Origin of the sequence: Thioalkalivibrio sp. (assembly GCF_041690275.1) — a bacterium.
Taxonomy (GTDB): domain Bacteria; phylum Pseudomonadota; class Gammaproteobacteria; order Ectothiorhodospirales; family Ectothiorhodospiraceae; genus Thioalkalivibrio.
In genome coordinates, this window is record NZ_JAWLHP010000002.1 from 32,792 (window position 1) to 55,138 (window position 22,347).

Annotated in this window: 14 protein-coding genes and 1 tRNA gene; 9 read left to right on the forward strand and 6 right to left on the reverse strand. The window is 66.3% G+C overall.

Annotated features, from left to right (window positions below; translation table 11 throughout):
• Positions 1 to 3 precede the first annotated feature (3 nt).
• From ACESMN_RS00540 to ACESMN_RS00555, 4 genes are all read right to left on the reverse strand, one after another.
• Complete coding sequence (locus ACESMN_RS00540) at positions 4 to 2,679, reverse strand: MGH1-like glycoside hydrolase domain-containing protein (RefSeq protein WP_373051630.1); 2,676 nt, start codon at positions 2,677 to 2,679, stop codon at positions 4 to 6.
• Positions 2,660 to 4,714 (reverse strand): amylo-alpha-1,6-glucosidase, encoded by a 2,055-nt coding sequence (locus ACESMN_RS00545; RefSeq protein WP_373051631.1) that lies wholly within the window; start codon positions 4,712 to 4,714, stop codon positions 2,660 to 2,662. Before ACESMN_RS00545 ends, ACESMN_RS00540 begins: the two co-directional genes overlap by 20 nt.
• A gap of 641 nt (positions 4,715 to 5,355) precedes the next feature.
• Positions 5,356 to 5,431, reverse strand: a tRNA-Asn gene (locus ACESMN_RS00550).
• A 39-nt stretch (positions 5,432 to 5,470) separates the two neighbouring features.
• On the reverse strand, positions 5,471 to 6,658 hold the full coding sequence (locus tag ACESMN_RS00555) for a pyridoxal phosphate-dependent aminotransferase (RefSeq protein WP_373051632.1): 1,188 nt from the start codon (positions 6,656 to 6,658) through the stop codon (positions 5,471 to 5,473).
• A gap of 58 nt (positions 6,659 to 6,716) precedes the next feature.
• Between ACESMN_RS00555 and uvrB the strand changes: the two genes are divergently transcribed.
• The 6 genes from uvrB to ACESMN_RS00585 all read left to right on the forward strand — a co-directional run bounded on the left by uvrB (position 6,717) and on the right by ACESMN_RS00585 (position 14,575).
• The gene (uvrB, locus tag ACESMN_RS00560) at positions 6,717 to 8,780 is read left to right on the forward strand and encodes an excinuclease ABC subunit UvrB (protein ID WP_373051633.1); all 2,064 of its coding nucleotides are present in this window, start codon (positions 6,717 to 6,719) and stop codon (positions 8,778 to 8,780) included.
• Between the two features lie 160 nt (positions 8,781 to 8,940).
• On the forward strand, positions 8,941 to 9,975 hold the full coding sequence (gene nagZ, locus ACESMN_RS00565; protein ID WP_373051634.1) for a beta-N-acetylhexosaminidase: 1,035 nt from the start codon (positions 8,941 to 8,943) through the stop codon (positions 9,973 to 9,975).
• 126 nt (positions 9,976 to 10,101) lie between these two features.
• Entirely contained in the window at positions 10,102 to 12,591 is a 2,490-nt protein-coding gene (locus ACESMN_RS00570; RefSeq protein ID WP_373051635.1) for a heavy metal translocating P-type ATPase, read from the forward strand.
• Positions 12,592 to 12,818: 227 nt separating this feature from the next.
• Positions 12,819 to 13,187, forward strand: a complete 369-nt coding sequence (locus ACESMN_RS00575) for a DsrE family protein (RefSeq protein ID WP_373051636.1) — start codon at positions 12,819 to 12,821, stop codon at positions 13,185 to 13,187.
• Positions 13,188 to 13,239: 52 nt separating this feature from the next.
• On the forward strand, positions 13,240 to 13,791 hold the full coding sequence (locus tag ACESMN_RS00580) for a hypoxanthine-guanine phosphoribosyltransferase (protein WP_373051637.1): 552 nt from the start codon (positions 13,240 to 13,242) through the stop codon (positions 13,789 to 13,791).
• 16 nt (positions 13,792 to 13,807) lie between these two features.
• Positions 13,808 to 14,575, forward strand: coding sequence for an S-methyl-5'-thioinosine phosphorylase (locus ACESMN_RS00585; RefSeq protein WP_373051638.1), 768 nt, complete (start codon positions 13,808 to 13,810; stop codon positions 14,573 to 14,575).
• Between the two features lie 197 nt (positions 14,576 to 14,772).
• Here the strand turns inward: ACESMN_RS00585 and ACESMN_RS00590 are convergent, their stop codons facing one another.
• Both ACESMN_RS00590 and ACESMN_RS00595 read right to left on the reverse strand, forming a co-directional pair.
• Complete coding sequence (locus ACESMN_RS00590) at positions 14,773 to 17,940, reverse strand: efflux RND transporter permease subunit (RefSeq protein ID WP_373051639.1); 3,168 nt, start codon at positions 17,938 to 17,940, stop codon at positions 14,773 to 14,775.
• Positions 17,937 to 19,025, reverse strand: a complete 1,089-nt coding sequence (locus ACESMN_RS00595) for an efflux RND transporter periplasmic adaptor subunit (protein ID WP_373051640.1) — start codon at positions 19,023 to 19,025, stop codon at positions 17,937 to 17,939. The genes ACESMN_RS00590 and ACESMN_RS00595 overlap by 4 nt, the downstream gene beginning before the upstream one ends.
• A gap of 181 nt (positions 19,026 to 19,206) precedes the next feature.
• On the opposite strand from ACESMN_RS00595, the gene ACESMN_RS00600 reads away from it, so the two are divergent.
• Genes ACESMN_RS00600 through ACESMN_RS00610 form a run of 3 tightly spaced genes read left to right on the forward strand, consistent with a single transcriptional unit; the run spans position 19,207 to position 22,279 of the window.
• Entirely contained in the window at positions 19,207 to 19,788 is a 582-nt protein-coding gene (locus ACESMN_RS00600) for an ATP-dependent zinc protease (protein WP_373051641.1), read from the forward strand.
• Entirely contained in the window at positions 19,785 to 21,314 is a 1,530-nt protein-coding gene (locus ACESMN_RS00605) for an inactive transglutaminase family protein (protein ID WP_373051642.1), read from the forward strand. The genes ACESMN_RS00600 and ACESMN_RS00605 overlap by 4 nt, the downstream gene beginning before the upstream one ends.
• Positions 21,311 to 22,279, forward strand: coding sequence for an alpha-L-glutamate ligase-like protein (locus ACESMN_RS00610; RefSeq protein WP_373051643.1), 969 nt, complete (start codon positions 21,311 to 21,313; stop codon positions 22,277 to 22,279). The genes ACESMN_RS00605 and ACESMN_RS00610 overlap by 4 nt, the downstream gene beginning before the upstream one ends.
• Positions 22,280 to 22,347 lie beyond the last annotated feature (68 nt).

Consider the following 22,347-nt stretch of genomic DNA (forward strand, 5'->3'; position numbering starts at 1 on the left):
ACATCAGTCGTGCCGGTGTGACTGCAGCAACTCGGCGATCAGTCCCGTCCAGCCAGTCTGATGCGAGGCGCCGACGCCGCGTCCGGTGTCACCGTGAAAATATTCATAGAACAGCAAGTGATCGCGAAAATGCGGATCGCTCTGAAACTTTTCCTGCTCACCGAAGCTGGGTCTGCGGCCCTTGTCGTCGCGGCGGAACAGCCGAGTCAGGCGCTCGGCCAGGGCGTCGGCCAGTTCCTCCATGGAGGAGAAGCTGCCCGAGCCGCTCGGGTACTCGATGCGGAACTCCGGGCCGTAGTACTTGGCGAAGCGGCGCAGCGAGGACACCAGCAGGTAGTTGACCGGAAACCAGATCGGGCCGCGCCAGTTGGAATTGCCACCGAAGGCCTCCGTCTCGGATTCGCCCGGCTCGTAGCGCACGGAAACCGGTTCGCTGGTGCAGTGAAAGACATAGGGCTGCTCCAGGTGAGCTCGCGAGAGCGAACGCACTCCGAAGTCCGACAGGAACTCGTCCTCATCGAGCATGCGCGTGAGCAGTCGTTTCATGCGGTGACCGCGCAGCAGGGAGAGCAGGCGCCGGTTGCCGCGACCGGGTTCCTCCCAGTGCGAGACCAGGGCGGCCAGGTCCGGGCGATACTCCAGGAACCACTCCAGGCGCCGCTTGAAGTCCGGGAGTTTATCCAGCAGCTCCGGCTCCAGAATCTCGACCGCGTAAAGTGGGATCAGGCCCACCATCGAGCGGAGCTTGAGCGGCAGCATGCCGCCATCGGGGAAACGCAACACGTCATAGAAGAACTGATCTTCCTCGTCCCAAAGGCCGATGCCATCATCACCGATGTTGTTCATCGCCTTCGCGATATGCAGGAAATGCTCGAAGAACTTGGTGGCGATGTCCTCATAGGTATGGTTGTGCTGGGCGAGCTCCAGCGCGATGCGCATGAGATTGAGGCAGTACATCGCCATCCAGCTGGTGCCATCGGCCTGGTTGATGTGGCCACCGGTGGGCAGGGGTGCGCTCCGGTCGAAGACACCGATATTGTCCAGACCGAGAAAGCCACCCTGGAAGACGTTGTTGCCGTCAGCATCCTTGCGGTTGACCCACCAGGTGAAGTTCACGATGAGCTTGTGCAGCTCGCGCTCCAGGAAGTCCCGGTCTCCCTCGCCGCCATTGGCGTCGCGCGCGCGTTTGTAGACCTCCCAGACGGCCCAGGCGTGCACCGGCGGGTTGACGTCGCCGAAGGCCCATTCATAGGCCGGGATCTGGCCGTTGGGGTGCATGTACCAGACGCGCGTCATCAGCAGCAGTTGATTCTTCGCGAAGGCCGGATCGATCGGGGCGAGGGCGACACAGTGGAAGGCGAGATCCCAGGCCGCGTACCAGGGATACTCCCACTTGTCCGGCATGGAGATCACATCGGCATTGTTGAGGTGAGACCATTCGTGGTTCCGGCCGCGACGACGGGCGGGCGGAGGGGGAGGCATGGCGGGGTCGCCGTTGAGCCACTGCGGCACATCGTAGTAATAGAACTGCTTGCTCCAGATCATGCCCGCGCTGGCCTGGCGGTGGATCAGCCGGGCCTCGGCGTCGGGCAACTCAGCCTGGACGCCGGTGTAGAAGGCGTCGGCCTCCGCGTGGCGCTGCTGCATGAGCGCGTCAAAGTCGGCGAAGGGTGCGGGATTCAGCCCTTTGGCCAGGCGTACACGCACCACTACCTGGTCGTGCGCGGGCACGGCATGCACATAGTGTGCAGCGGCCCTGGTCCCGTTCTGCTGCGGGTCTACGGCGTGTCCGTCACCCTGGATGACATGGTCATGGAAGGCATCCTTGAAATGCCCGGGTTCCTGGATGCCGTAGAGGCGCCGCACATTGGTATCGTTGTCGCAGAACAGCAGGTCGGGGTCGCCGTCCAGGTGGCAATGGAATCCCTTCAGCTTGTCGTGTTCGACCACGATACAGCCACGTTCGTCGGCGGAGAGCCTGGGACGGGTCGAGTCGTAGCCCCATGTCCAGGTGTTGCGGAACCACAGCTGCGGCAGAATATGCAACGGGGCGTCCTCGGCGCCCCGGTTGTGCGCGGTAACCTGCATCAGGATGTCGTCGACATCGGCCTTGGCGTATTCGACGAACACGTCGAAATAGCGGTCGTCGTCGAATACGCCTGTATCCATCAACTCATACTCGGGCGCATCCCTGCCGCGGCGACGGTTTTCCTCGACCAGCTCGGTGTAGGGGAACGCCGCCTGCGGGTACTTGTAGAGCATCTTGAGATAGGAGTGGCTGGGCGTGGCGTCCAGGTAGTGGTAGATCTCCTTGACGTCCTCGCCATGGTTGCCCTCGCCGTTGGTCAGTCCGAACAGTCGCTCCTTGAGGATGGGATCACGGCCGTTCCAGAGTGCCAAGGCCAGGCACAGGCACTGCTGCTTGTCGCTGATCCCGGCAATCCCATCCTCACCCCAGCGATAGGCGCGGCTGCGTGCCTGGTCGTGGCTGAAGGAATCCCAGGCCTCGCCCGTGGCGCTGTAGTCCTCGCGCACCGTGCCCCACTGGCGCTCGGCGAGATAGGGGCCCCAACGGTCCCAGGCGACGGCCTCGTTGTCCCTCGCTGCCATGCGCCCCTGCTCGGCATCCGTGCTCGCGTATTGATCATGGGAGGACGGCTCATGCGTTCCGGCTGTCATGCGTTTCTCCTTGGTGGTGAGCCGGCTGTGCCGCCCCGGCATCATGTAGCTTCAGCCAGGCGCGCAGCACCTCCGCGACACTCCAAGCCTGGGCGAAGCAACCGCGGGCGGAGAACGGCGGGTCCGCATCGAAGATCTCGCTGATGCTTCCCAGGCAGTCGCTGTCCAGATGCAGGATCAGCGGTTCGAGGAACGACCGGGCCAGTGCGGCATCGCCATACACCCGGTAATGCGCATCGACGAAGGGACCGATCAGCCACGCCCAGACGGTGCCCTGGTGATAAGCGCCGTCGCGTTCGTGCGGGCCGCCGGTGTATTGCGCCACGTAACCCGGTTCGCCCGGTGCGAGACTGCGCAAGCCGTGGGACGTCAAGAGTTCACGCGCGCAGGCGTCGACGACGGCCTGTTGATCGGCCGGTTCGAGCGGGCTGTGGGGCAGGGAGACGGCAAAGATCTGGTTGGGACGCAAGCGGCCATCGTAGCGGCGGCCGTCGAGACCAGGATCACCCTCCGGCCCGTCGATCACGTCATACAAGGCCGACCGTGCCGGATTCCGGAAGCGTTGAAAACCGAGCTTGGCCTGTTCAGCCCCTTGCCTGTAGAAGTCGGCCTCCGATTGCTGCTCCAGTGTCGAGGCCAATCCCTCCATCACGCGCAGGGCGTTGTACCAAAGTGCGTTGACCTCCACGCACTTGCCGGTGCGCGGTGTGACTACCCAGTCTCCAAACTTGGCGTCCATCCAGGTCAGTTGCACCCCGTCCTGGCCAGAGGCCAGCAGTCCGTCGGCGGGATCCATCTGGATGCCGTAGCGCGTCCCGCGCCGGTGCCAGCCGATGATGTCGCTGAGCGCCGGATAGAGTTCGGCGGCAAGCGATGGGTCGCCGCTGGAACGGGTGTACTGCGCGACCGCGTGGAAGAACCACAGGGTGGCATCGACGGTGTTGTATTCCGGCGTCTCCCCGCCGTCGGGAAAGCGGTTGGGTAGCATGCCTTCGCTGAGGTGGGCGGCGAAGGTGCGCAGGATCTCCGCGGCGATCTCGTCTCGCCCCGTGGCGAGGGTGAGCCCGGGCAGGGCGATCATGGTGTCGCGGCCCCAGTCGCTGAACCACGGGTAGCCTGCGATCAGGCTCTTGCCCGGCGCGCCACCCGCCCGATGACGTTCGACGAGGAACTGATCCGCCGCCAGCGCCAACTGCCGCACGGCGCCGGGACATCCGGCGGGTAATGGACCCAGAAGGGCGGCGCCGCGGCGTTCCACGTCGTGGCGCAGATGAGCGAACGCCTGAGCGTCATCCACCTCCACCTCGGTGGACAGCACCACAGTCGCCTGCGCGCCCGCTTCTAGTGAGAGCGTGAACCGGCCTGGCCGATACAGGTCCTCGGTCTCATCCAGACCGCGCGCGCCCTCGGCGCGATGCCGGAAATGCCAGTACCATTCCGGCTCCGGCGTGAAGCGCGCGCCGGCACAACTGACTCGGTAGGGCACGGCGCCGGCGAAGGCCTCGATCTCGCAGCCGCTGGGGATCTCACGCAGGCGCGGCTGCCAGCCGCCACGGCCATGAGCGTGATGGTCACGGTAGGCGCACAGGGGCGTCAGTTCCAGATGGAGCGGTGCGGTGGCGCGCAGCACCCGTAGACCGACCTGGGTCGTATTGTGCCCGGGCTGCATCAACAGGCGTTTCTCGAGTACCGCATCGGCGATGGCATAACGCCAGACCGGCATGCCGTGATCGAGCTGAAAGGATTCGAGATGCAAGTAGCCCTGCGGCGCGACCGTGCCGTCGGCGAATTCGTGTGTGGCCAGGCGATACTCGGCTGAACCGTAGGTCACAGTCACGTCGACCGCCGAGACCATCAGCGTCCGCGCCACAGGTGGGGCGAGGGCGGCGATCAACAGACCGTGATAACGGCGGGTATTGGTTTCGCTGACGGTCCCTGCGGCGAAACCGCCAATGCCGTTGGTGACCAGCCATTCATGGTTCAGCGCCTGTTCGAGTTCACCGCACGTACCGCGTCCAAGTTGCCGCAAGGGCATGGCCTTGTTCCTCCCGGACCGCGTTTCTGGTGCGGGAGGAACCGGATGCAACGAGGAACTGCGCCGCGATGCGTGCATTGATGTCTCCGTTTCCGCCCTGCGGGCCTTCGCCGGTGCGGTGTCATGGGTCGCCTGCGCAGTACCATGGACTCGGGCGAAGCGCAATCACACGCTATCGGCAGGTCCCCGCGCGGCGGTATACGCCGGTCCGTGTGGCCGTAACGCTCCAGAGCCGACGGTCCTGCGAGCACGATGATGAACGGGCCCTCGAGCAGCGGTAGCGTCCCTTCCGCGCTATCGGTGTGCAGGGGTTTTCTGAATGAAGATTTTCATCAAGTATGCTCGTTGGAATCCGGGTGTAACTTGGCAAAACTACGTAATCCAGCGGACGGCAAGGCCATGCGCAGGAGCGATAGTGCGATATCCGAAAAGGAGCCGGCGTTGCTGCCCATGCCGGACACCGCAAGGCGTGTGCCCGCGCGGTCCACTGGAAATCGGTGAGGGAAGCGTACCGAAAAGGGATTCGCCGCCAAGGCCCGCTGGTCACGCTTGCGCAACTTACCTGAGCTGGCTACACAGCGGCGACACCAAAGGAGAAATGAAAAAGGCCACCCCGCAAGGTGGCCTTTTTCATTGTTTTTTGGCTCCCCGGGACGGGCTCGAACCGCCGACCTAGTGATTAACAGTCACCCGCTCTACCGACTGAGCTACCGGGGAATAGAGAGGCGCGAATCGTAAAGACCGTTGCCGGGGTAGTCAAGCGCCGCGTGCGAAGCGGTCGATTCGCTCGATCGCCTTGTCCAGCATCTCCATGCTGGTGGCAAAGGAGATCCGGGCATGGCCGTCGGTGCCGAAGGCGCTGCCGGGCACCAGCGCGACGCCGACATCGTCGAGCAGCCGCCGCGAGAACTCGAGGTCGGTGTCGATGCCCAGCGTCTCCATCGCACCGGTGATCTTCGGGAAGCAGTAGAAGGTCCCGTCCGGCATCAGGCACTCGATGCCGGGAATGGCGTTCAGGCCTTCGACGACCCGATGGGCGCGCTTCTCGAATTGCACGCACATGTCGCGCACGCACTGCTGGTCGCCATTCAGGGCCACGACCGCGGCGGCCTGCGCGATGGACGTCGCATTCGAGGTGCTCTGCGACTGGATCTTCTTCATCGCGCCGATAAGCGGCGCCGGGCCGCCGGCATACCCGATGCGCCAGCCGGTCATCGCGTAGGCCTTGGAGACCCCGTTCAGCACCACCGTGCGCGGTGCCAGATCCGGTGCGACGTTCAGGATGTTCACGAAGCTTCCACCCGCGAACAGGATGTGTTCGTACATGTCGTCGGTCGCAACCACGATCCGCGGGTGTTCGCGCAGCACCTCGGCGAGCGCGGTCAGTTCCTCGGCGGTGTAGGCCGCACCAGTCGGGTTCGACGGGCTGTTCAGGAACATCAGCCGCGATTTCGGGGTGATCGCGGCGCGCAGCTGGTCGGCGGTGATCTTGAATCCGGTCTCCTGCGTTGCCGAGATCACCACCGGAGTGGCATCGGCCAGCAGGGCGATGTCCGGGTACGATACCCAGTACGGGGCCGGGATCAGTACCTCGTCGCCCTCGTTCAGCAGGGCCAGGCAGAGGTTGAAGATGCTCTGCTTGCCACCGGAGGAGACCAGGATCTGGTTGGGCTCGTAGGCGAACCCGTTGTCGCGCTCGAACTTCGCGATGACCGCCTGCTTCAGTGCGGCGGTGCCGTCCACGGCGGTGTACTTGGTTTCTCCGCGGGCAAGGGCATCGATCGCGCCCTGCTTGATATGCTCCGGGGTGTCGAAGTCGGGTTCTCCGGCACCGAGGCCGACGATGTCCCGGCCCTCGGCCTTCAGTTGGCCCGCCAGGGCGGTGACGGCGAGGGTGGGGGAGGGCTTGATGCGCTGAACGCGTTCGGAAAGCTGGGTGTCCAAGATGGGCCTCGGGCGATCGCTGGGGTGGGCAATGCGGCTATGCCGCTGCGAGGCTGAAATGATACTGAATTCCCCTGACCAAGATAAGCCGGTAACGGACGGGAGGTTCGAGGTCGTCTCCGGCTACGAGCCAGCCGGCGATCAGCCCGAGGCCATCCGCGGGCTCGTGGAGGGTATCGGGGACGGGCTTGCTCATCAGGTCCTGCTTGGCGTCACCGGGTCCGGCAAGACCTTCACCATCGCCAAGGTGGTCGAAGCGACCCAGCGTCCGACGATCATCCTGGCGCCGAACAAGACCCTCGCCGCCCAGCTCTATGGCGAAATGAAGGAGTTCTTCCCGCACAACGCGGTCGAGTACTTCGTCTCCTACTACGACTACTACCAGCCCGAGGCCTACGTGCCGTCCTCGGACACCTACATCGAGAAAGACGCCTCGATCAACGACCACATCGAGCAGATGCGCCTGTCCGCGACCCGGGCGCTGCTGGAACGCCGCGACGCGATCATCGTCGCCAGCGTCTCCGCGATCTACGGCCTCGGCGATCCGCGCAAGTACCTGTCCATGGTGCTGCACATTCAGCGCGGCGAGCGCGTGGACCAGCGCGAGATCCTGCGCCGTCTGGCCGAGTTGCAGTACACCCGGAACGACATGGAGCTGCGCCGGGCCACCTACCGGGTGCGCGGAGAGGTGATCGACGTCCACCCGGCGGAATCCGAGAAGGAGGCGGTGCGCATCGAACTCTTCGACGACGAGGTGGAGCGGCTCTCCTATTTCGATCCGCTCACCGGCGAGGTCCTGCGCACCGTGTCCCGGCTTACCATCTACCCGAAGACCCACTACGTGACACCGCGCGAAACGCTGGTGGAGGCGGTCGATCACATCCGCGAGGAACTGAAGGAACGGCTCGCGTTCCTGCGGGCGGAAGACCGCCTGGTGGAGGCGCAGCGGCTGGAGCAGCGCACCGTCTTCGACATGGAGATGATCCTGGAGATCGGCTACTGCGCCGGCATCGAGAACTACTCGCGGTACCTCTCGGGGCGTGCGGCGGGCGAGCCGCCACCGACCTTCTTCGACTATCTGCCCCGGGACGCGCTGCTGGTGATCGACGAATCGCACGTCTCCGTGCCGCAGGTGGGCGGGATGTTCCGGGGCGACCGCTCGCGCAAGGAGACGCTGGTGGAGTACGGATTCCGGCTGCCTTCGGCGCTGGACAACCGGCCGCTGCGCTTCGAGGAGTTCCAGAGCCTGCAGCCGCAGACGATCTACGTCTCGGCGACCCCGGGGCCCTTCGAACGGGAGCACGCGGGGGCGGTGGTGGAACAGGTGGTGCGTCCGACCGGCCTGCTGGATCCGCGGCTGGAGGTGCGCCCGGCGGGCACGCAGGTGGACGACTGCCTTTCCGAGATCAACCTGCGCATCGAGCGCAAGGAGCGGGTGCTGATCACCACGCTGACGAAGCGCATGGCCGAAGACCTGACCGAGTACCTGTCCGAACATGGCATCCGCGTGCGCTACCTGCATTCGGACATTGACACGGTGGAGCGGATGGAGATCATCCGCGACCTGCGCCTCGGTGAATTCGACGTGCTGGTGGGCATCAACCTGCTGCGCGAGGGCCTGGACATGCCCGAGGTCTCGCTGGTCGCGATCTTCGATGCCGACAAGGAGGGCTTCCTGCGCTCGGACCGTTCGCTGATCCAGACGATCGGTCGGGCGGCGCGGAATGTGAACGGCATGGCGATTCTCTACGCCGACAGAGTCACCGGTTCGATGCAGCGGGCGATCGACGAGACCGAGCGTCGGCGCGAGAAGCAGATGGCCCACAACGAGGCGCATGGCATCACCCCGCTCGGCATCCGCAAGGCGGTGGCCGACATCCTCGAGGCCCGCCCGGACGCGCGGCACCGCAAGGGCCGGCGGGACCGGCGCGCGGCCGAGCCCGAAGCGCCCGTTTACATCGATTCGCCGGAAGTGGCCACCCGGCAGATCGAACGCCTCGAGAAGGAGATGTACGCGAAGGCCCGCGACCTGCAGTTCGAGGAAGCCGCACAGCTGCGGGACCGCATCGAGGAACTCAAGGAACGCGCCTTCCGCCCGGAGGCCGTCGTCGGTTCGCGTTGAACAACGGCAGTGGAAATGCAGGCGGCCACCCTGAGGGCGACAGGTGTGCCGGACATTGGATCGCCGAGGGCGCGCGCCCCGCACATGGCTCGCCTCGCGCGTGGGCCGGACGGATTTTCGGTACACTCGGCTGGACGCTCAGCAGTGTGGAAGACGCGATATGACCGATTTCCTGGGGCCCGTGATGCTCGGCGTGACCGGCCTGGAACTGACCTCCGAGGACCTCGAGCGGCTGCGGCATCCAGCGGCGGGAGGGGTGATCCTCTTCACCCGGAACTACCAGGATCCCGAGCAGCTGCAGGCGCTGGTCGCGGCCATCCGGGCCGTGCGCAACCCTGGTCTGCTGGTCGCGGTGGATCAGGAAGGCGGCCGCGTGCAGCGCTTTCGCGAGGGCCTCACCGAAATTCCGTCGATGCAGAAGATCGGGGAGATCTTCAACTACGATCCGACGCGCGGTCAGGAGCTTGCCCGGGATGCCGGGTGGGTGCTGGCACATGAACTGCGGAATGCGGGGGTGGACTTCAGCTTCACGCCGGTGCTCGACCGGGACATCGGCATCAGCGAGGTCATTCGGGAGCGCGCCTTTCACGAACGCGCGGATGTAATCGTGATGTTGGCGGGACAGTTGCTGGACGGGCTGGAGGAGGCCGGGATGTCCGGCGTGGGCAAGCATTTTCCCGGCCACGGTGCGGTCGCCGCGGACTCCCACACGGATTCCCCGGTGGACCCGCGGCCGTTTTCCGACATCGAGACGGAGGATCTCGGCGCCTTCCTCCCGTTGCTGCCGCACCTGGGCGGGGTCATGCCGGCACACGTGATCTACCCGGAGGTCGACTCCCGCCCGGCCGGCTTCTCGGGCATCTGGCTGCATGATCTGCTGCGGGTACGCTATGGGTTCGACGGCGCCATCTTCAGCGACGATCTGGGCATGAGCGGTGCCTCCGGGGCGGGATCACCGGCGGAGCGCGCCCACGCCGCACTCTACGCCGGGTGCGACATGGTGCTGATCTGCAACGACTTCCCGGCAATGGACGAGATCCTTGGGACCCTTGGAGACCGCGAACCGAACGCAGACAGCCAGCGGCGCCTGGAGGCGATGCGCGGTCGCCCGACGGACGCCGACCCCGAACGTCTGGATGCCGCGCGGGGCCGGCTGCAGGCCCTGATCGATCATCATCCCACCTACATCGTGTAGCACAGAAGCTTCCTGCACACGGCACCCGAGCCATCATGGAGTGCGGAAGCTTGCTTCCGCCGCAAGCGAGGCTCCCCGTTGGCCGCACGCCGCCGCAGCCCATGCGGATGCGTCTAGACTCTGACGATGGACATCTCCCTCCCGAGGCCAAACGAACGGAGCCGCAGGACCCGGACCCTGGACCTGCCGGTGGTCGGAATGAGTTGTGCCTCCTGTGTCGCCCGGGTGGAGGACGCGATCCGGTCGGTGCCCGGCGTGGTCGCCGCCAACGTCAACCTGGCGACCGGGAAGGCGAGCGTGGAACTGGACGGCGCGGACCCGGCTGCGGTGGTGGCGGCGGTCGAGAAGGCCGGCTACGAGCCCGGCAGCGACGAGGTCACCCTGAGCGTGCGTGGCATGAGCTGTGCGTCATGCGTGGGTCGGGCGGAAGAGGCGCTGCAGCGGCACCCGGCGGTGCTGCAGGCGGACGTGAACCTGGCCACGGAGGCCGCACGGGTACGTTACCTGCCGGCGCTGGCGGATCCCGCTGAACTCGTCGCAGCGGTGGAGGCGGCGGGCTACGAGGCGGAGATCCAGGGCGCCGCCGCGGACCGCCCGGACCGCGAGCGGGCCGCACGGGAGTCGGAATACCGCGGGCTGAAGCGGTCCCTGCTGTTCGCGGCCACGCTGACGCTGCCGATCTTTCTGCTGGACATGGGGGGTCACCTGGTGCCGGCCCTGCGTGCCTGGGTGCAGGGCACGATCGGCACACAGAACCTTCATCTGCTGTTCTTCGTCCTGGCCTCCGGGGTGCAGTTCGGGCCGGGCCTGCTGTTCTACCGCAAGGGCTGGCCCGCACTGCTTCAGGGTGCCCCGGACATGAACTCGCTGGTGATGCTGGGCACGTCGGCCGCCTACGGGTATTCGCTGGTCGCCACCTTCACTCCGGGGCTGCTGCCGGCGGGGACGGTGCACGTCTACTACGAGGCGGCGGCGGTGATCATCACCCTGATCCTGTTCGGCCGGGTGCTCGAGGCCCGCGCCCGCGGCGCGACCTCGGAGGCCATCCGCAAGCTGATGGGCCTGCGTCCGCGCACGGCCCGGGTGATGCGTGACGGCAGGACGGTCGAGATCGGCGCGGACGAGGTGAGTCCCGGGGACCATGTACTGGTGCGCCCCGGCGAACGTCTCCCGGTCGATGGCAGGGTGGTCGAAGGTTCCTCCTGGGTGGACGAATCGATGATCACCGGCGAGCCCGTCCCGGTGCTGAAGGAGCCCGAGGCGCAGGTCGTCGGGGGGACGGTGAACGGGGAGGGCAGCCTGACCTTTGTCGCGACCCGGGTCGGCACCGACACGGTTCTGGCCCAGATCATCCGCATGGTGGAGGCGGCGCAGGGCTCCAAGCTGCCGATCCAGGCACTGGTGGATCAGGTTACCCGATACTTCGTGCCGGCGGTGATCGGGATCGCCGTGCTGACCTTCGTCGTCTGGCTGATCTTCGGCCCGGCGCCGGCGCTGACGCTGGCACTGGTGAATGCGGTCGCGGTACTGATCGTCGCATGCCCCTGCGCAATGGGGCTGGCCACGCCCACCTCCATCATGGTCGGCACGGGGAAGGGGGCCGAGATGGGGGTGCTGTTCCGGGGTGGCGACGCATTGCAGGCCCTGCGCGACATCGAGGTCGTGGCGATGGACAAGACCGGAACCCTGACCGAGGGGCGCCCCGAGCTGACCGGCGTCCGGATTGCCGAGGGCTTCGAAGAGCAAGCGGTGCTCGCGCTGGCGGCCAGCGTGGAGACGCACTCGGAACACCCGATCGCCCAGGCGATCGTGCGCGGCGCCGACGCGCGCGGGCTTGTCGCGGAGGTGGCCCGGAACTTCGCGGCCGAGCCGGGGCAGGGGGCGCGTGCGACGGTCGAGGGGCGCGAGGTCCGTGTCGGTTCCCGGCGTTTTCTGGCCGAATCCGGCGCGGATACCGTCCAGTTCGACGCCGATGCCGACCGCATGGCGGATCAGGGCGCGACCACGCTATACGTGGGGGTTGACGGACGCCTCGCCGCGCTGCTGGCGGTCTCGGACCCGCCGAAGCCGAGCGCCGCGCCCACAGTGGAGTGGCTGCAGGGAGAGGGGCTGCGGGTCGTGATGGTCAGCGGGGACAATCGCCGTACCGCGGAGGCGATCGCACGCCAGCTGGGCATCGACGAGGTCATTGCGGAGGTCCTGCCCGACGGCAAGGTCGAGGCGGTCCGCGCTCTGCAGCAGCACGGTCGCCGGGTGGCCTTCGTAGGCGACGGCATCAACGATGCCCCCGCGCTCGCGCAGGCTGAGATCGGGATCGCGATCGGGTCGGGCACCGACGTGGCGATGGAGTCGGCCGAGGTCGTGTTGATGTCCGACAATCTCTCGGGCATCCGGCAGGCAATCGCCCTGTCCAGGGCCACGCTGCGCAACATCAAGCAGAATCTTTTCTGGGCCTTCGCCTACAACGCGAGCCTGCTGCCGGTTGCGGCCGGTGTGCTCTATCCGTCCATCGGCCTGCTCCTCTCGCCGGTGTTCGCGGCCCTGGCGATGGCCTTCTCGAGCGTCAGCGTGGTCGCCAACGCGCTGCGCCTGAAGCGCTTCCGCGCACCCGCCTGAGCACGGCATCCGGCTGTCGCCCGGCGCGAACGACGACCGCCATCGATCCCGTCCGCTGCGAACCCTTGCAGGGTCCGGGCCGGTCGCGGTGCGTGAGCGGAATCTGACGCCGGACGTGCGTTACTGCATTATTATGGTCTAAAATAACGCGATCCGGATCGTCGCCGGTGGAATGCCATCCACCGGGACCCTCCGGAATTTTTTCATTCAACTGCTGGAGAAACTGCATGGCCGACAAACTCCTCATCGTAATGGTGAATACCGATCCCCGTAACGGTTCCGAACTGGGTGCGCCCTTCTTCCAGGCCACCGTGGCGGCGGCCATGGAATACGACGTCGAGCTGGTCCTGACGGGCCGCGCCGGCGAGCTGGCCAAGAAGGGCGTGGCCGAGAACCTCTTCGTGCAGGAGGGAAGCTCGAAGTCCGTGTACGAATTCATCAAGGACGCGGTGGAGGCGGGTGTCTCGCTGAAGGTGTGCACCCCGACCCTGGATCTCTGGGGCGACGACCTGATCCCCGAGGTCGAGGAGACCGTGGGCGGCGCCTACGTGATCTCCGAGGCGATGGACGACGACACCGTCACCTTCACCTACTGATACCCGGGCGCCCCGGCCGCGACGCGGCCGGGGGCAGCCTGCGGCCCCTCCAATGACCCCTGAAGAGGTGCGCGTCGTTCTCAGCGAGGCCGACTGCCTGTACAGCCGCGATGCGGTGGAGCGGGCCATCGACCGCCTTGCGGAAACCACCGCGGCCCACCTGTCCCATTCAAACCCGCTGGTTCTGGGGGTGATGAATGGCTGCGTGGTCCTGCTCGGCGGCCTGCTGTCGCGCTGGTCCTTCCCGATGCAGCTCGACTACCTGCATGCGACGCGCTACCGCGGCGCGACCTCCGGGGGCGAATATCTGCATTGGCTGGTGCGTCCGCAGACCCCGATGCAGGACCGCACCGTGGTGGTGGTGGACGATATCCTGGATGGCGGGGTGACGCTCGACGGGATCTGCGGGTTCTGCATGGAGCAGGGCGCGAGTCGCGTCGTCAGCATTGTCCTGGTGAACAAGGAAAACCCGGCCCGGGATCCCGGCATCACCGTGGACCACGCGGCGCTCGACGCGCCGAATCGATACCTCTTCGGGTACGGCATGGACTACCATGACTATCTGCGCAACGCCCCCGGCATCTTCGCGGTCCGGGGCCTGTAAGGGAACGCCGGAGGCCATGAGCGGGGGACGTCTTGCGATCATCGGGGGCACCGGCCTCACGCGGCTGAAGGATCTCGAGATCAGCCGGCGGGAGGTGATGCACACTCCCTACGGGGAACCCTCGGGTCCACTGACCATCGGCCAGTATCACGGACACGAGGTCCTGTTCCTGCCCCGACACGGGGCCCATCACACGATCCCCCCGCATCAGGTCAACTATCGGGCGAATCTCTGGGCGCTGAAGAATGCCGGCGTGGAGACCGTGCTGGCAGTGGCCGCAGTGGGTGGCATCACGCAGCACATGACCCCCGGACGCATCGCGATCCCGGACCAGATCATCGACTACACCTGGTCGCGCCACCACACCTTCTTCGAAGGCGATGGCGACGACGGCGTGACCCACGTCGACATGACCTATCCGTACAACGAAGGTCTGCGCCAGACCCTGATCGCCGCTTCCCGCGAGCTCGGCCTCGGTGCGATGGAGCGGGGCACCTATGCGGCAACACAGGGTCCCCGGCTGGAGACCGCAGCCGAGATCGATCGCCTGGAGCGCGACGGCTGCGACCTGGTGGGCATGACCGGAATGCCGGAGACGGCGCTCGCGCGCGAACTTGAACTTCGTTACGCCTGCTGCGCCGTGGTCGCGAACCGGGCGGCCGGGCGTTCGGAAGGCCTGATCACGATGGAGGACATCGCCCGCCACCTCGACAGCGCGATGGGTCGGGTGAAACAACTGCTCCCGCTGGTGATCAAGCGCTGCCGGGAGCTGCCGGCTCCGTAGTGGGCGGGGGCGCTGCCCGGGCGGCCGAGCGCGGTGGGAGAACGCGACACCTTCCACGCCACGCAACGATTCAGCCCTTCGCACGCAACACGGCTGATCGTTATGTTATTTAACATAATATACATTATGCGTAATTACGGGATGGCGCACTCTCCAGTGGCGCGCGCCAACTGCCGCCGCTTTCTTCCGATACCGGCCTACGCCTCCTTGTGCGCCGTGGCCCCGGCTGCGGGTTCCTTCAGTGCATCCGCGGACGACCGCGCGTGTTCACGGCTGCCCCACGCAAGCAGCACCGGCGTGAGCAACAGCGTCAGTGGCGTGGCGACGACAAGGCCTCCGGAGATTGCAGTGGCCAGCTGCACCCAGTACTGGGTGGACGGCGCCCCCACGCTGGCGTCCCGGCCGATGAAGTCCACCGTGAGCGCGAACACCATCGGCATCAGGCCGAGGATGGTGGTCACTGTGGTCAGCAGTACCGGGCGCAGCCGCTGGGCGCCCGTGCGCAGCGCTGCGTCCACGGCCCCCAGTCCCTGCTGGCGCATACGGTTGAAGGTATCGATCAGCACGATGTTGTTGTTCACCACGATACCCGCGAGTGCGATGACCCCGACGCCGCTCATCACGATCCCGAAGGGTTCCTGCCGCAGCAGCAGTCCCAGCAGCACGCCCGAGGTGGAAAACACGATCGCCGAGAGCACCAGTGCGGCCTGGAACAGGCTGTTGAACTGGGTGACCAGGATCACCAGCATCAGGAAGACCGAGAGCAGGAAGGCCCAGCCAAGGAAGCCGGCGGCCTCCGCCTGCTCCTCCGCCTGGCCCCGAAGGCGCAACCGCACGTCTTCTGGGAGTGGATCTTCTTCGAGGGCGGCCTCGAGGCGACGGACCTGGTCGTCGACCAGCCGCCCCTTCGCGGCATCGGCGGAGACCGTCAGGGTCCGCTGCCCGTTCACCCGCTTGATGATCCCGGTCTTGGGGGCCGGCCTGAATTCCACGAAGTTTTCGATCGGCACCAGACCGTAGGCAGTCGGCACGCGCAGGTTCACCAGTTGTGTGAGATTGCGTTCGTCGAAGGGAAAGCGCACCCGGATGTCCACTTCTTCGTCGGCGTCATCGGGCCGGTATCCGCCGAGACGGATCCCCTGCGTAACCATCTGCACGGCGTTGCCCAGCAGACTGATGTCCGCGCCGTAGCGCGCCGCCTCCCGGTGGTCCACGTCCAGGCGCAGTTCGACGCCGGACAGTGAACGGTCGTCTCCAACGTCCACGAAACCGCCGATGCGTTCCATCAGTTCGCGCAGATGCACGACCGCGTCGTTCAGTACCTCCTGGTCACGATGCGAGACCTCCACCTCGATCGGCTTGCCCATCTGCGGTCCGCCCTCCTGTTCCCGGAACTGGAGCCGGATTCCCGGCAGGTCCGAGGTGTCCCGGCGCAGGCGTTCCAGGATCTCGGAGGCAGGAGGCCGAACACGCCAGTCGCGCAGTTCCAGCTGTATCACGCCGATCACGTCCTCCGCATAGTCCGCCATCAGACGTGTCCTGGGCGCACCGATGGTCCGGGCGTATACGGTCTTGATCTCCGGCACGTCCATCAGCCGTGCCTCGACCATCCGTACGAGCCGGTCCGCTTCCCAGACCGAGAGATCACCGCGTGCCTGCACCTGGACCTGCGCGAAGCGCGGCTCCACCTGCGGGAAAAACTCCACGCCGCGTCCGAATTCCGTGTAGGCTGCATACACCGCCAGCACCAGCATCAGCGCGATCGCAAGGGTCTGGCCGGGCCGTTGCAGCAATCGCCGCAACAACCCGATATAGCTCGCGGTCAAGCCATCCACCTTCGAGAAATCGCCCTGTTCGGCGGCGAGGATGTGCCTCACCTGCTCGGGCCGGCTGGCATCGCGTCCCCCGATCAGACCGCCCAGCACCGGGATGAACAGCAGCGCCATCAGCAGTGATGCGGCGAGCGTGACCAGCACGGTGGCCGGAAGGTAGAACATGAACTCCCCGATCATCCCGGGCCAGAACAGCATCGGAAAGAAGACGGCCAGAGTGGTGGCGGTGGAGGCGATTACCGGCCAGGCCATGCGGATCGACGCGCGCCGGAAGGCCTCGCGCCGTTCGAGTCCCTCGGCGAGGTAGCGGTCGGCCTGCTCGACCACGATGATTGCGCCGTCCACCAGCATGCCGATCACGAGGATCAGCGAGAACAGCACCACGATGTTCAGCGTGAATCCGAGCAGCTGTATGGCCAGAATCCCACCCAGAAACGCGCCCGGGATGGCGAGTCCGACCAGCCAGGATGAACGACCGCCCAGCGCCGCGACGATGGTCAGCATTACCAGCAGGATCGCCGTAATCACGTTGTTTTCGAGGTCGCCGAGCAGGTCGCGGACATCCTGTCCCATGTCCTGCAGGTAGTCGACGGTGACGGTCTGCGGCCAGTCCTCGGCGGCGGCCTCGATCACCGCGCGGGCGTCGGACACGGTATCGAGGATGTTGGCGCCCGCACGCTTGCGGATCTCCAGTGCCACCGCCGGGCGGCCGTTCACCCGCGCGAATTCCTCGGGGTCCTTGAACCCTCGGCGCGCGGTGGCCACGTCACCGAAGGTGACCACGGTCCCCTGCTCCACCTTGACCGGTAGCTCGAGGACATCCTCGAGCGACTCGATCACCCCGGGGACCTTCAGGGTGACCCGCCCCGCACCGGTATCCATTGCACCGGCTGCCACCAGCCGGTTGTTGCGCTCGATCGCCTCGATCAGCTCCCGGTAGGGAAGCCGGTAGGTCTCCATCACCAGCGGATCCACCATCACCTCGAGGACATCCTCGCGATCGCCGCCGATGTGAACCTCGAGCACGCCCGGCAACGCCTCCAGCCGGTCCCGGAGATCCCGTGCGATGCGGACCAGGCTACGTTCCGGGACCGATCCGGACAGGGTCGCCACCAGTACGGGAAAGAGGGACAGATCGACCTCGGTCACCTCCGGCTCTTCGGTACCCGGCGGGAGCTGCCCCTGGATCAGATCGACCTTCTCGCGCACGTCGGCCATCGCCTGCCGATTGTCGTAGCCCGCTTCGAAATCCAGCTGTATCAGCGCGAAGCCCTCGCCGGCCTGCGCCTGGAGTTCGTCGAGGCCGGCCACTGGTTGCAGTTCGCGCTCCAGCGGCCGGACCAGCAGACGCTCGCTGTCCTCCGGGGAGATGCCGGCGTGCGGGACGGACACGAAGAAGATGGGGATTTCGACATCCGGTGCCGCCTCCTTGGGAATGACCAGGTAGGCGATGCTGCCTGCGGTCAGCATCAGCAGCAGCAGGAGCAGCATCGTGCGGCTCCGGTCGATCGCGGCCCGGATCAGCAGGTTCATTGGACGGGTCCCGCATCCTCCGGCCGAATCTGCACCCTGTCCCCCTCGTTCACGAACCCCTGGCCTGCCGTGATGATCCGCACGGTTTCCGGAAGTCCGTCCACCCACAGCCCCTCACTGTCCGCGCGCACGGGGTCGATCGGATGGAAGGCGACCCGGTCTTCGTTCTCGAGGATCTTGATGCCCAGGCGCCCGTCCGGGTCCAGCGTGACCAGCGCCGGGGAGATCCGGTGGGCCATCACCTCCTGCACCGGAATTCTCACCTGCACGCTGATGCCGGAGGGCAGGATCCGGTCGGCATTGGGCACCTCGATCTCGACGCGAAAGGTTCGCGTCTGGGTATCGGCTCGTGCCGAGACGTGCCGGATCGTTCCTTCCCGGCCCCGGTCGTTACCGAATTCCAGGCTGGCCGTCTGTCCCTGCCGGATCCGGTGGATGTTGTGCTGCGGCACCTGGACGACCGCCTTGAGCGGATTGTTCTCCACGATCTCCGCAACCGCCGCGCCGACCGACAGGTAGTCGCCCACCTCGGCCGTTCGGTGGTTCAGCACGCCTGCGATCGGGGCCTTCACGCGCGTGTGCTCGATGTCCAGCCGCACCGACTCCAGTTCCGCCCGCGCCGCCTCGAGCTCCGCGCGTGCGGAATCCACCTGCAGCTGCGCCTGATACCCCTCCTCCGCCAGCTCCTCTGCGGCCCGGAAATCGGCCTGCCGCCCCCGCACCGCGGCCTCGGCGCGGCGCAGCTGGGCCTCCCGATCGTCCATCCCGATGCGGGCGATCACGGTGCCGGCGCCCACGGCCTCCCCCAGCGGAACCGGCGTCCCCACGAGGCGGCCTTCCGTCTCGGCGCGTACCGTGACCTGCTGGTCCGGCAGCACTTCACCCTGCAGCGTCACCAGCCGCTGTATCCGCTCTGCGTCGCTCACCCGCACGGCCACCGTCGGCAATGCGTGTTCCTGGCGCGTCTCCATCACCGGCGGATCGCGCCCGACCACTCCGCTCGCAATCCACAGCACCAGCAGCAGCGCGACCGCCGCGATCAGCAGGGTCGAACGGTGACGCCGCAACAGTAACCTCGGGCTCATGCCGTGAGGATAAACCATCCAGGTGGTTGCGGAGCACGGGTGGACGCGATGCGGAGGGTACCGCTTCGGGCCGGTCCGCACAGGTGTTCCGTTCGCAACCGCTGGGGCAAAATCGCGTATATTGAGACGGTTATAACCCGACTGCGCCAGCCTTCCGCGGCTGGCAGATTCCGAGGCGTCCATGCGTTTCCCGTTTTTCCCCATAGCCTTACTGCTCGGTGTTGCGCTGGCCGGCAGCATCACGGCAGAAGAGGACCATGTCCGCACGATCCACGGCTGGGTGGAGCGGATCGAGATCCTGCCCGAAGGCATCTCGCTGAAGGCCAAGCTGGATACCGGTGCCACCACCTCGTCGCTGAATGCCCTGAACAGGGAACGGTTCGAGCGCAACGGGGAGCGGTGGATCGCCTTCGACATCATTGACCCCGAGGACGCGGACAACAGCGTGCGTCTGGAACGACCGATCACCCGTAACGTGCGCATCCTGCAACACGATGGCGGATTCCAGCGCCGACCCGTGGTGTCGATCGGTCTGTGCATCGGACCGCATTACCGGGAAGAGGAAGTGAGCCTGGTCGATCGGACGCACCTGAACTACCAGGCCCTTGTCGGCCGGAATCACCTGGGCGGCATCATCCTGGTGGATTCCGCGGAGACCTTTCTTCACAGCCCCGGTTGCCCGCCAGACGCCGACAGTGCCGCCGACCCCGATACGGAGGCGCACGGCGGGCCTGCCGACCCCGGCTCCGACCCGGAAGCATGAAGCGATTTCATCTGCCGCTGCTGATCCTGGCCCTGGCGGCGATCAGCCTGGGCATATTCCAGCACAAGGTCCGGCACCTCGGCTTCCCGATGGTGCCGGCCCAGACCACCGACAACTGGATCGTGGAGGCCAGGGTAGCCTTCGAGCCCACCGGCGGCGCCGTTACTGCCCGCGTCCTCATCCCGCATCAGCCCCCGGGGCTGGCGCTACTGGACGAGCACTTCGTGTCCCGTGACTACGGCCTCACCACCGGCATGAGCGGCGAGAATCGCGAGGCCATATGGACCGCGCGCAATCCGAGCGGCCGCCAGGCCATCTACTACCGGGCCACCTTCTACGAGCTCGACCGGCATCTGCGACCCCCGCCCGAATACCCCGGGCCCGCGGCCGCTCCGGAGTTCGAGGAGCCCTACGCATCGGCGGCCACCGCGATCATCGAGCGGGTACGTGAGCGCTCCGCCGACATCACCACCTTCGCCAACGTGCTGGTGAACGACATGATCAGCGCGCAGGACGAGAACATTGCGCTGTTCGTTCCGCGGGAAGGCGACGAACGCGACCGTGCCCGTGCCGCGATACGGCTCCTGGCCGGTGCCCGCATTCCGGCCCGCATGGCGCACGGGATCCAGCTGACGGACCAGGCGCGCGACCTGCCGATACGGACCTGGCTGGAGGTGCACAACACCCGGGAGTGGGTGCCCATCAATCCGGCCGACGGACGCGTAGGGTATCCGCCCAATTTCCTGGTCTGGTGGTACGGCGACCAGGAACCGGTGGAACTGAGGCGTGCCCGGAACGCGCAGGTCAGTTTCGCCGTCACACGCAATTTCCAGAACGCGGTGGACGCGGCCCAGCAACGCGCGCAACTGCTGGAATCGCACATCGCGGATTTCTCCCTGCTTGGCCTGCCGGTGCAGACCCAGAACATGTATCGCGTCCTGCTGATGGTCCCGGTCGGCGCGATGATCATCGTCCTGCTGCGCAACGTGGTCGGCGTGCAGACCTTCGGGACCTTCATGCCGGTGCTGATCGCGCTCTCGTTCCGCGAGACCGAGCTTCTCCGCGGCGTCATCCTGTTCACGCTGATCGTGTCACTGGGACTCGCCATCCGCTTCTATCTCGAACACCTGAAGCTGCTGCTGGTGCCGCGGCTGGCCGCGGTGGTGATCGTGGTGGTGATGCTGATGCTGATGCTCAGCATCCTCAGCTACCACCTTGGCATCGAGCACGGCCTCGCCGTCGCGTTGTTTCCGATGGTGATCCTGGCGATGACCATCGAGCGCATGTCCATCATCTGGGAGGAGCACGGGCCGGGCGATGCGATCCGTCAGGGCATCGGAAGCATGGGCGCCGCGATCGTCGGATATCTGCTGATGATCAATCCCTACATGGAACACCTGATCTTCGTGTTTCCGGAACTCCTGCTGATCGTACTCGCTGTCACGCTGCTGCTCGGGCGCTACAAGGGATACCGCCTGTCCGAGCTGATCCGTTTCCGCGCCCTCGCAGGCCGCCCGGGCCCATGAGCTGGTTCATCACGCCCCGCGAACTGCATCGCCGCGGCATCGTCGGCATGAACGAGCGCAACGTGGAGTTCATCGCGCGCCTCAACCCCCGCCGGCGTTACCCGCTGGTCGACGACAAGCTGCTGACAAAGAAGCTCGCGCTCGAGGCCGGCATCGCGGTCCCCGAACTCTACGGGGTCCTCGAGACCAACCACGAGGCCCGGCGTCTACGTGAGCTGATCGCCGGCCGCGAGGACTTCGTGATCAAGCCGGCGCACGGGAGTGGCGGCAACGGCATCCTGGTGATCACCGGGCGCATGGGGGAACGCTTCCGCAAGGCCAGTGGCGTGCTGGAGGACATGGAGGGCCTCGAGCACCACGTCTCCAACATCCTCAGCGGCATGTACAGCCTGGGCGGGCAGCCGGACAAGGCCATGATCGAATACCGGGTCCGCTTCGACTCCCTGTTCGCCAAGGTGAGCTTCCAGGGCGTCCCCGACATCCGGACGGTGGTCTACCACGGCTATCCCGTGATGGCCATGGCGCGCCTTCCAACGCGCGGGTCGGATGGCAAGGCCAATCTCCACCAGGGCGCGGTGGGTGTCGGGATCGATATCACAACGGGAGTGACCGGGCACGGCGTCTGGCACAACGAGATCGTTGAACGGCACCCCGACACCGGGGCGCCGATCGGTGGCATCGCGATACCGGCCTGGGATCGGTTGCTGGCACTGGCCGCCGGCTGCCATGAACTGACCGGCCTCGGCTATCTCGGTGTCGACGTGGTGCTGGATCGGGACCTCGGCCCCCTCATCCTGGAGCTGAATGCCCGCCCCGGGCTCGCCGTACAGGTGGCGAACGCCGCCGGACTGCGTGCACGCATCGATCGGATCGAGGCCGTTCAGCCCAACCCGCCACCGAGCCCCGTGGAGCGTGCCGCCTTCGTGCAGGCAGTGATGAGCCCGGCACGACGCACGGGCAGTTGAAACGGATGTTCCGGCTTCTTCGTCTGCCGATTACTCAGCTCCCAGCTGCCCTAGCAACCGTTCGAGCT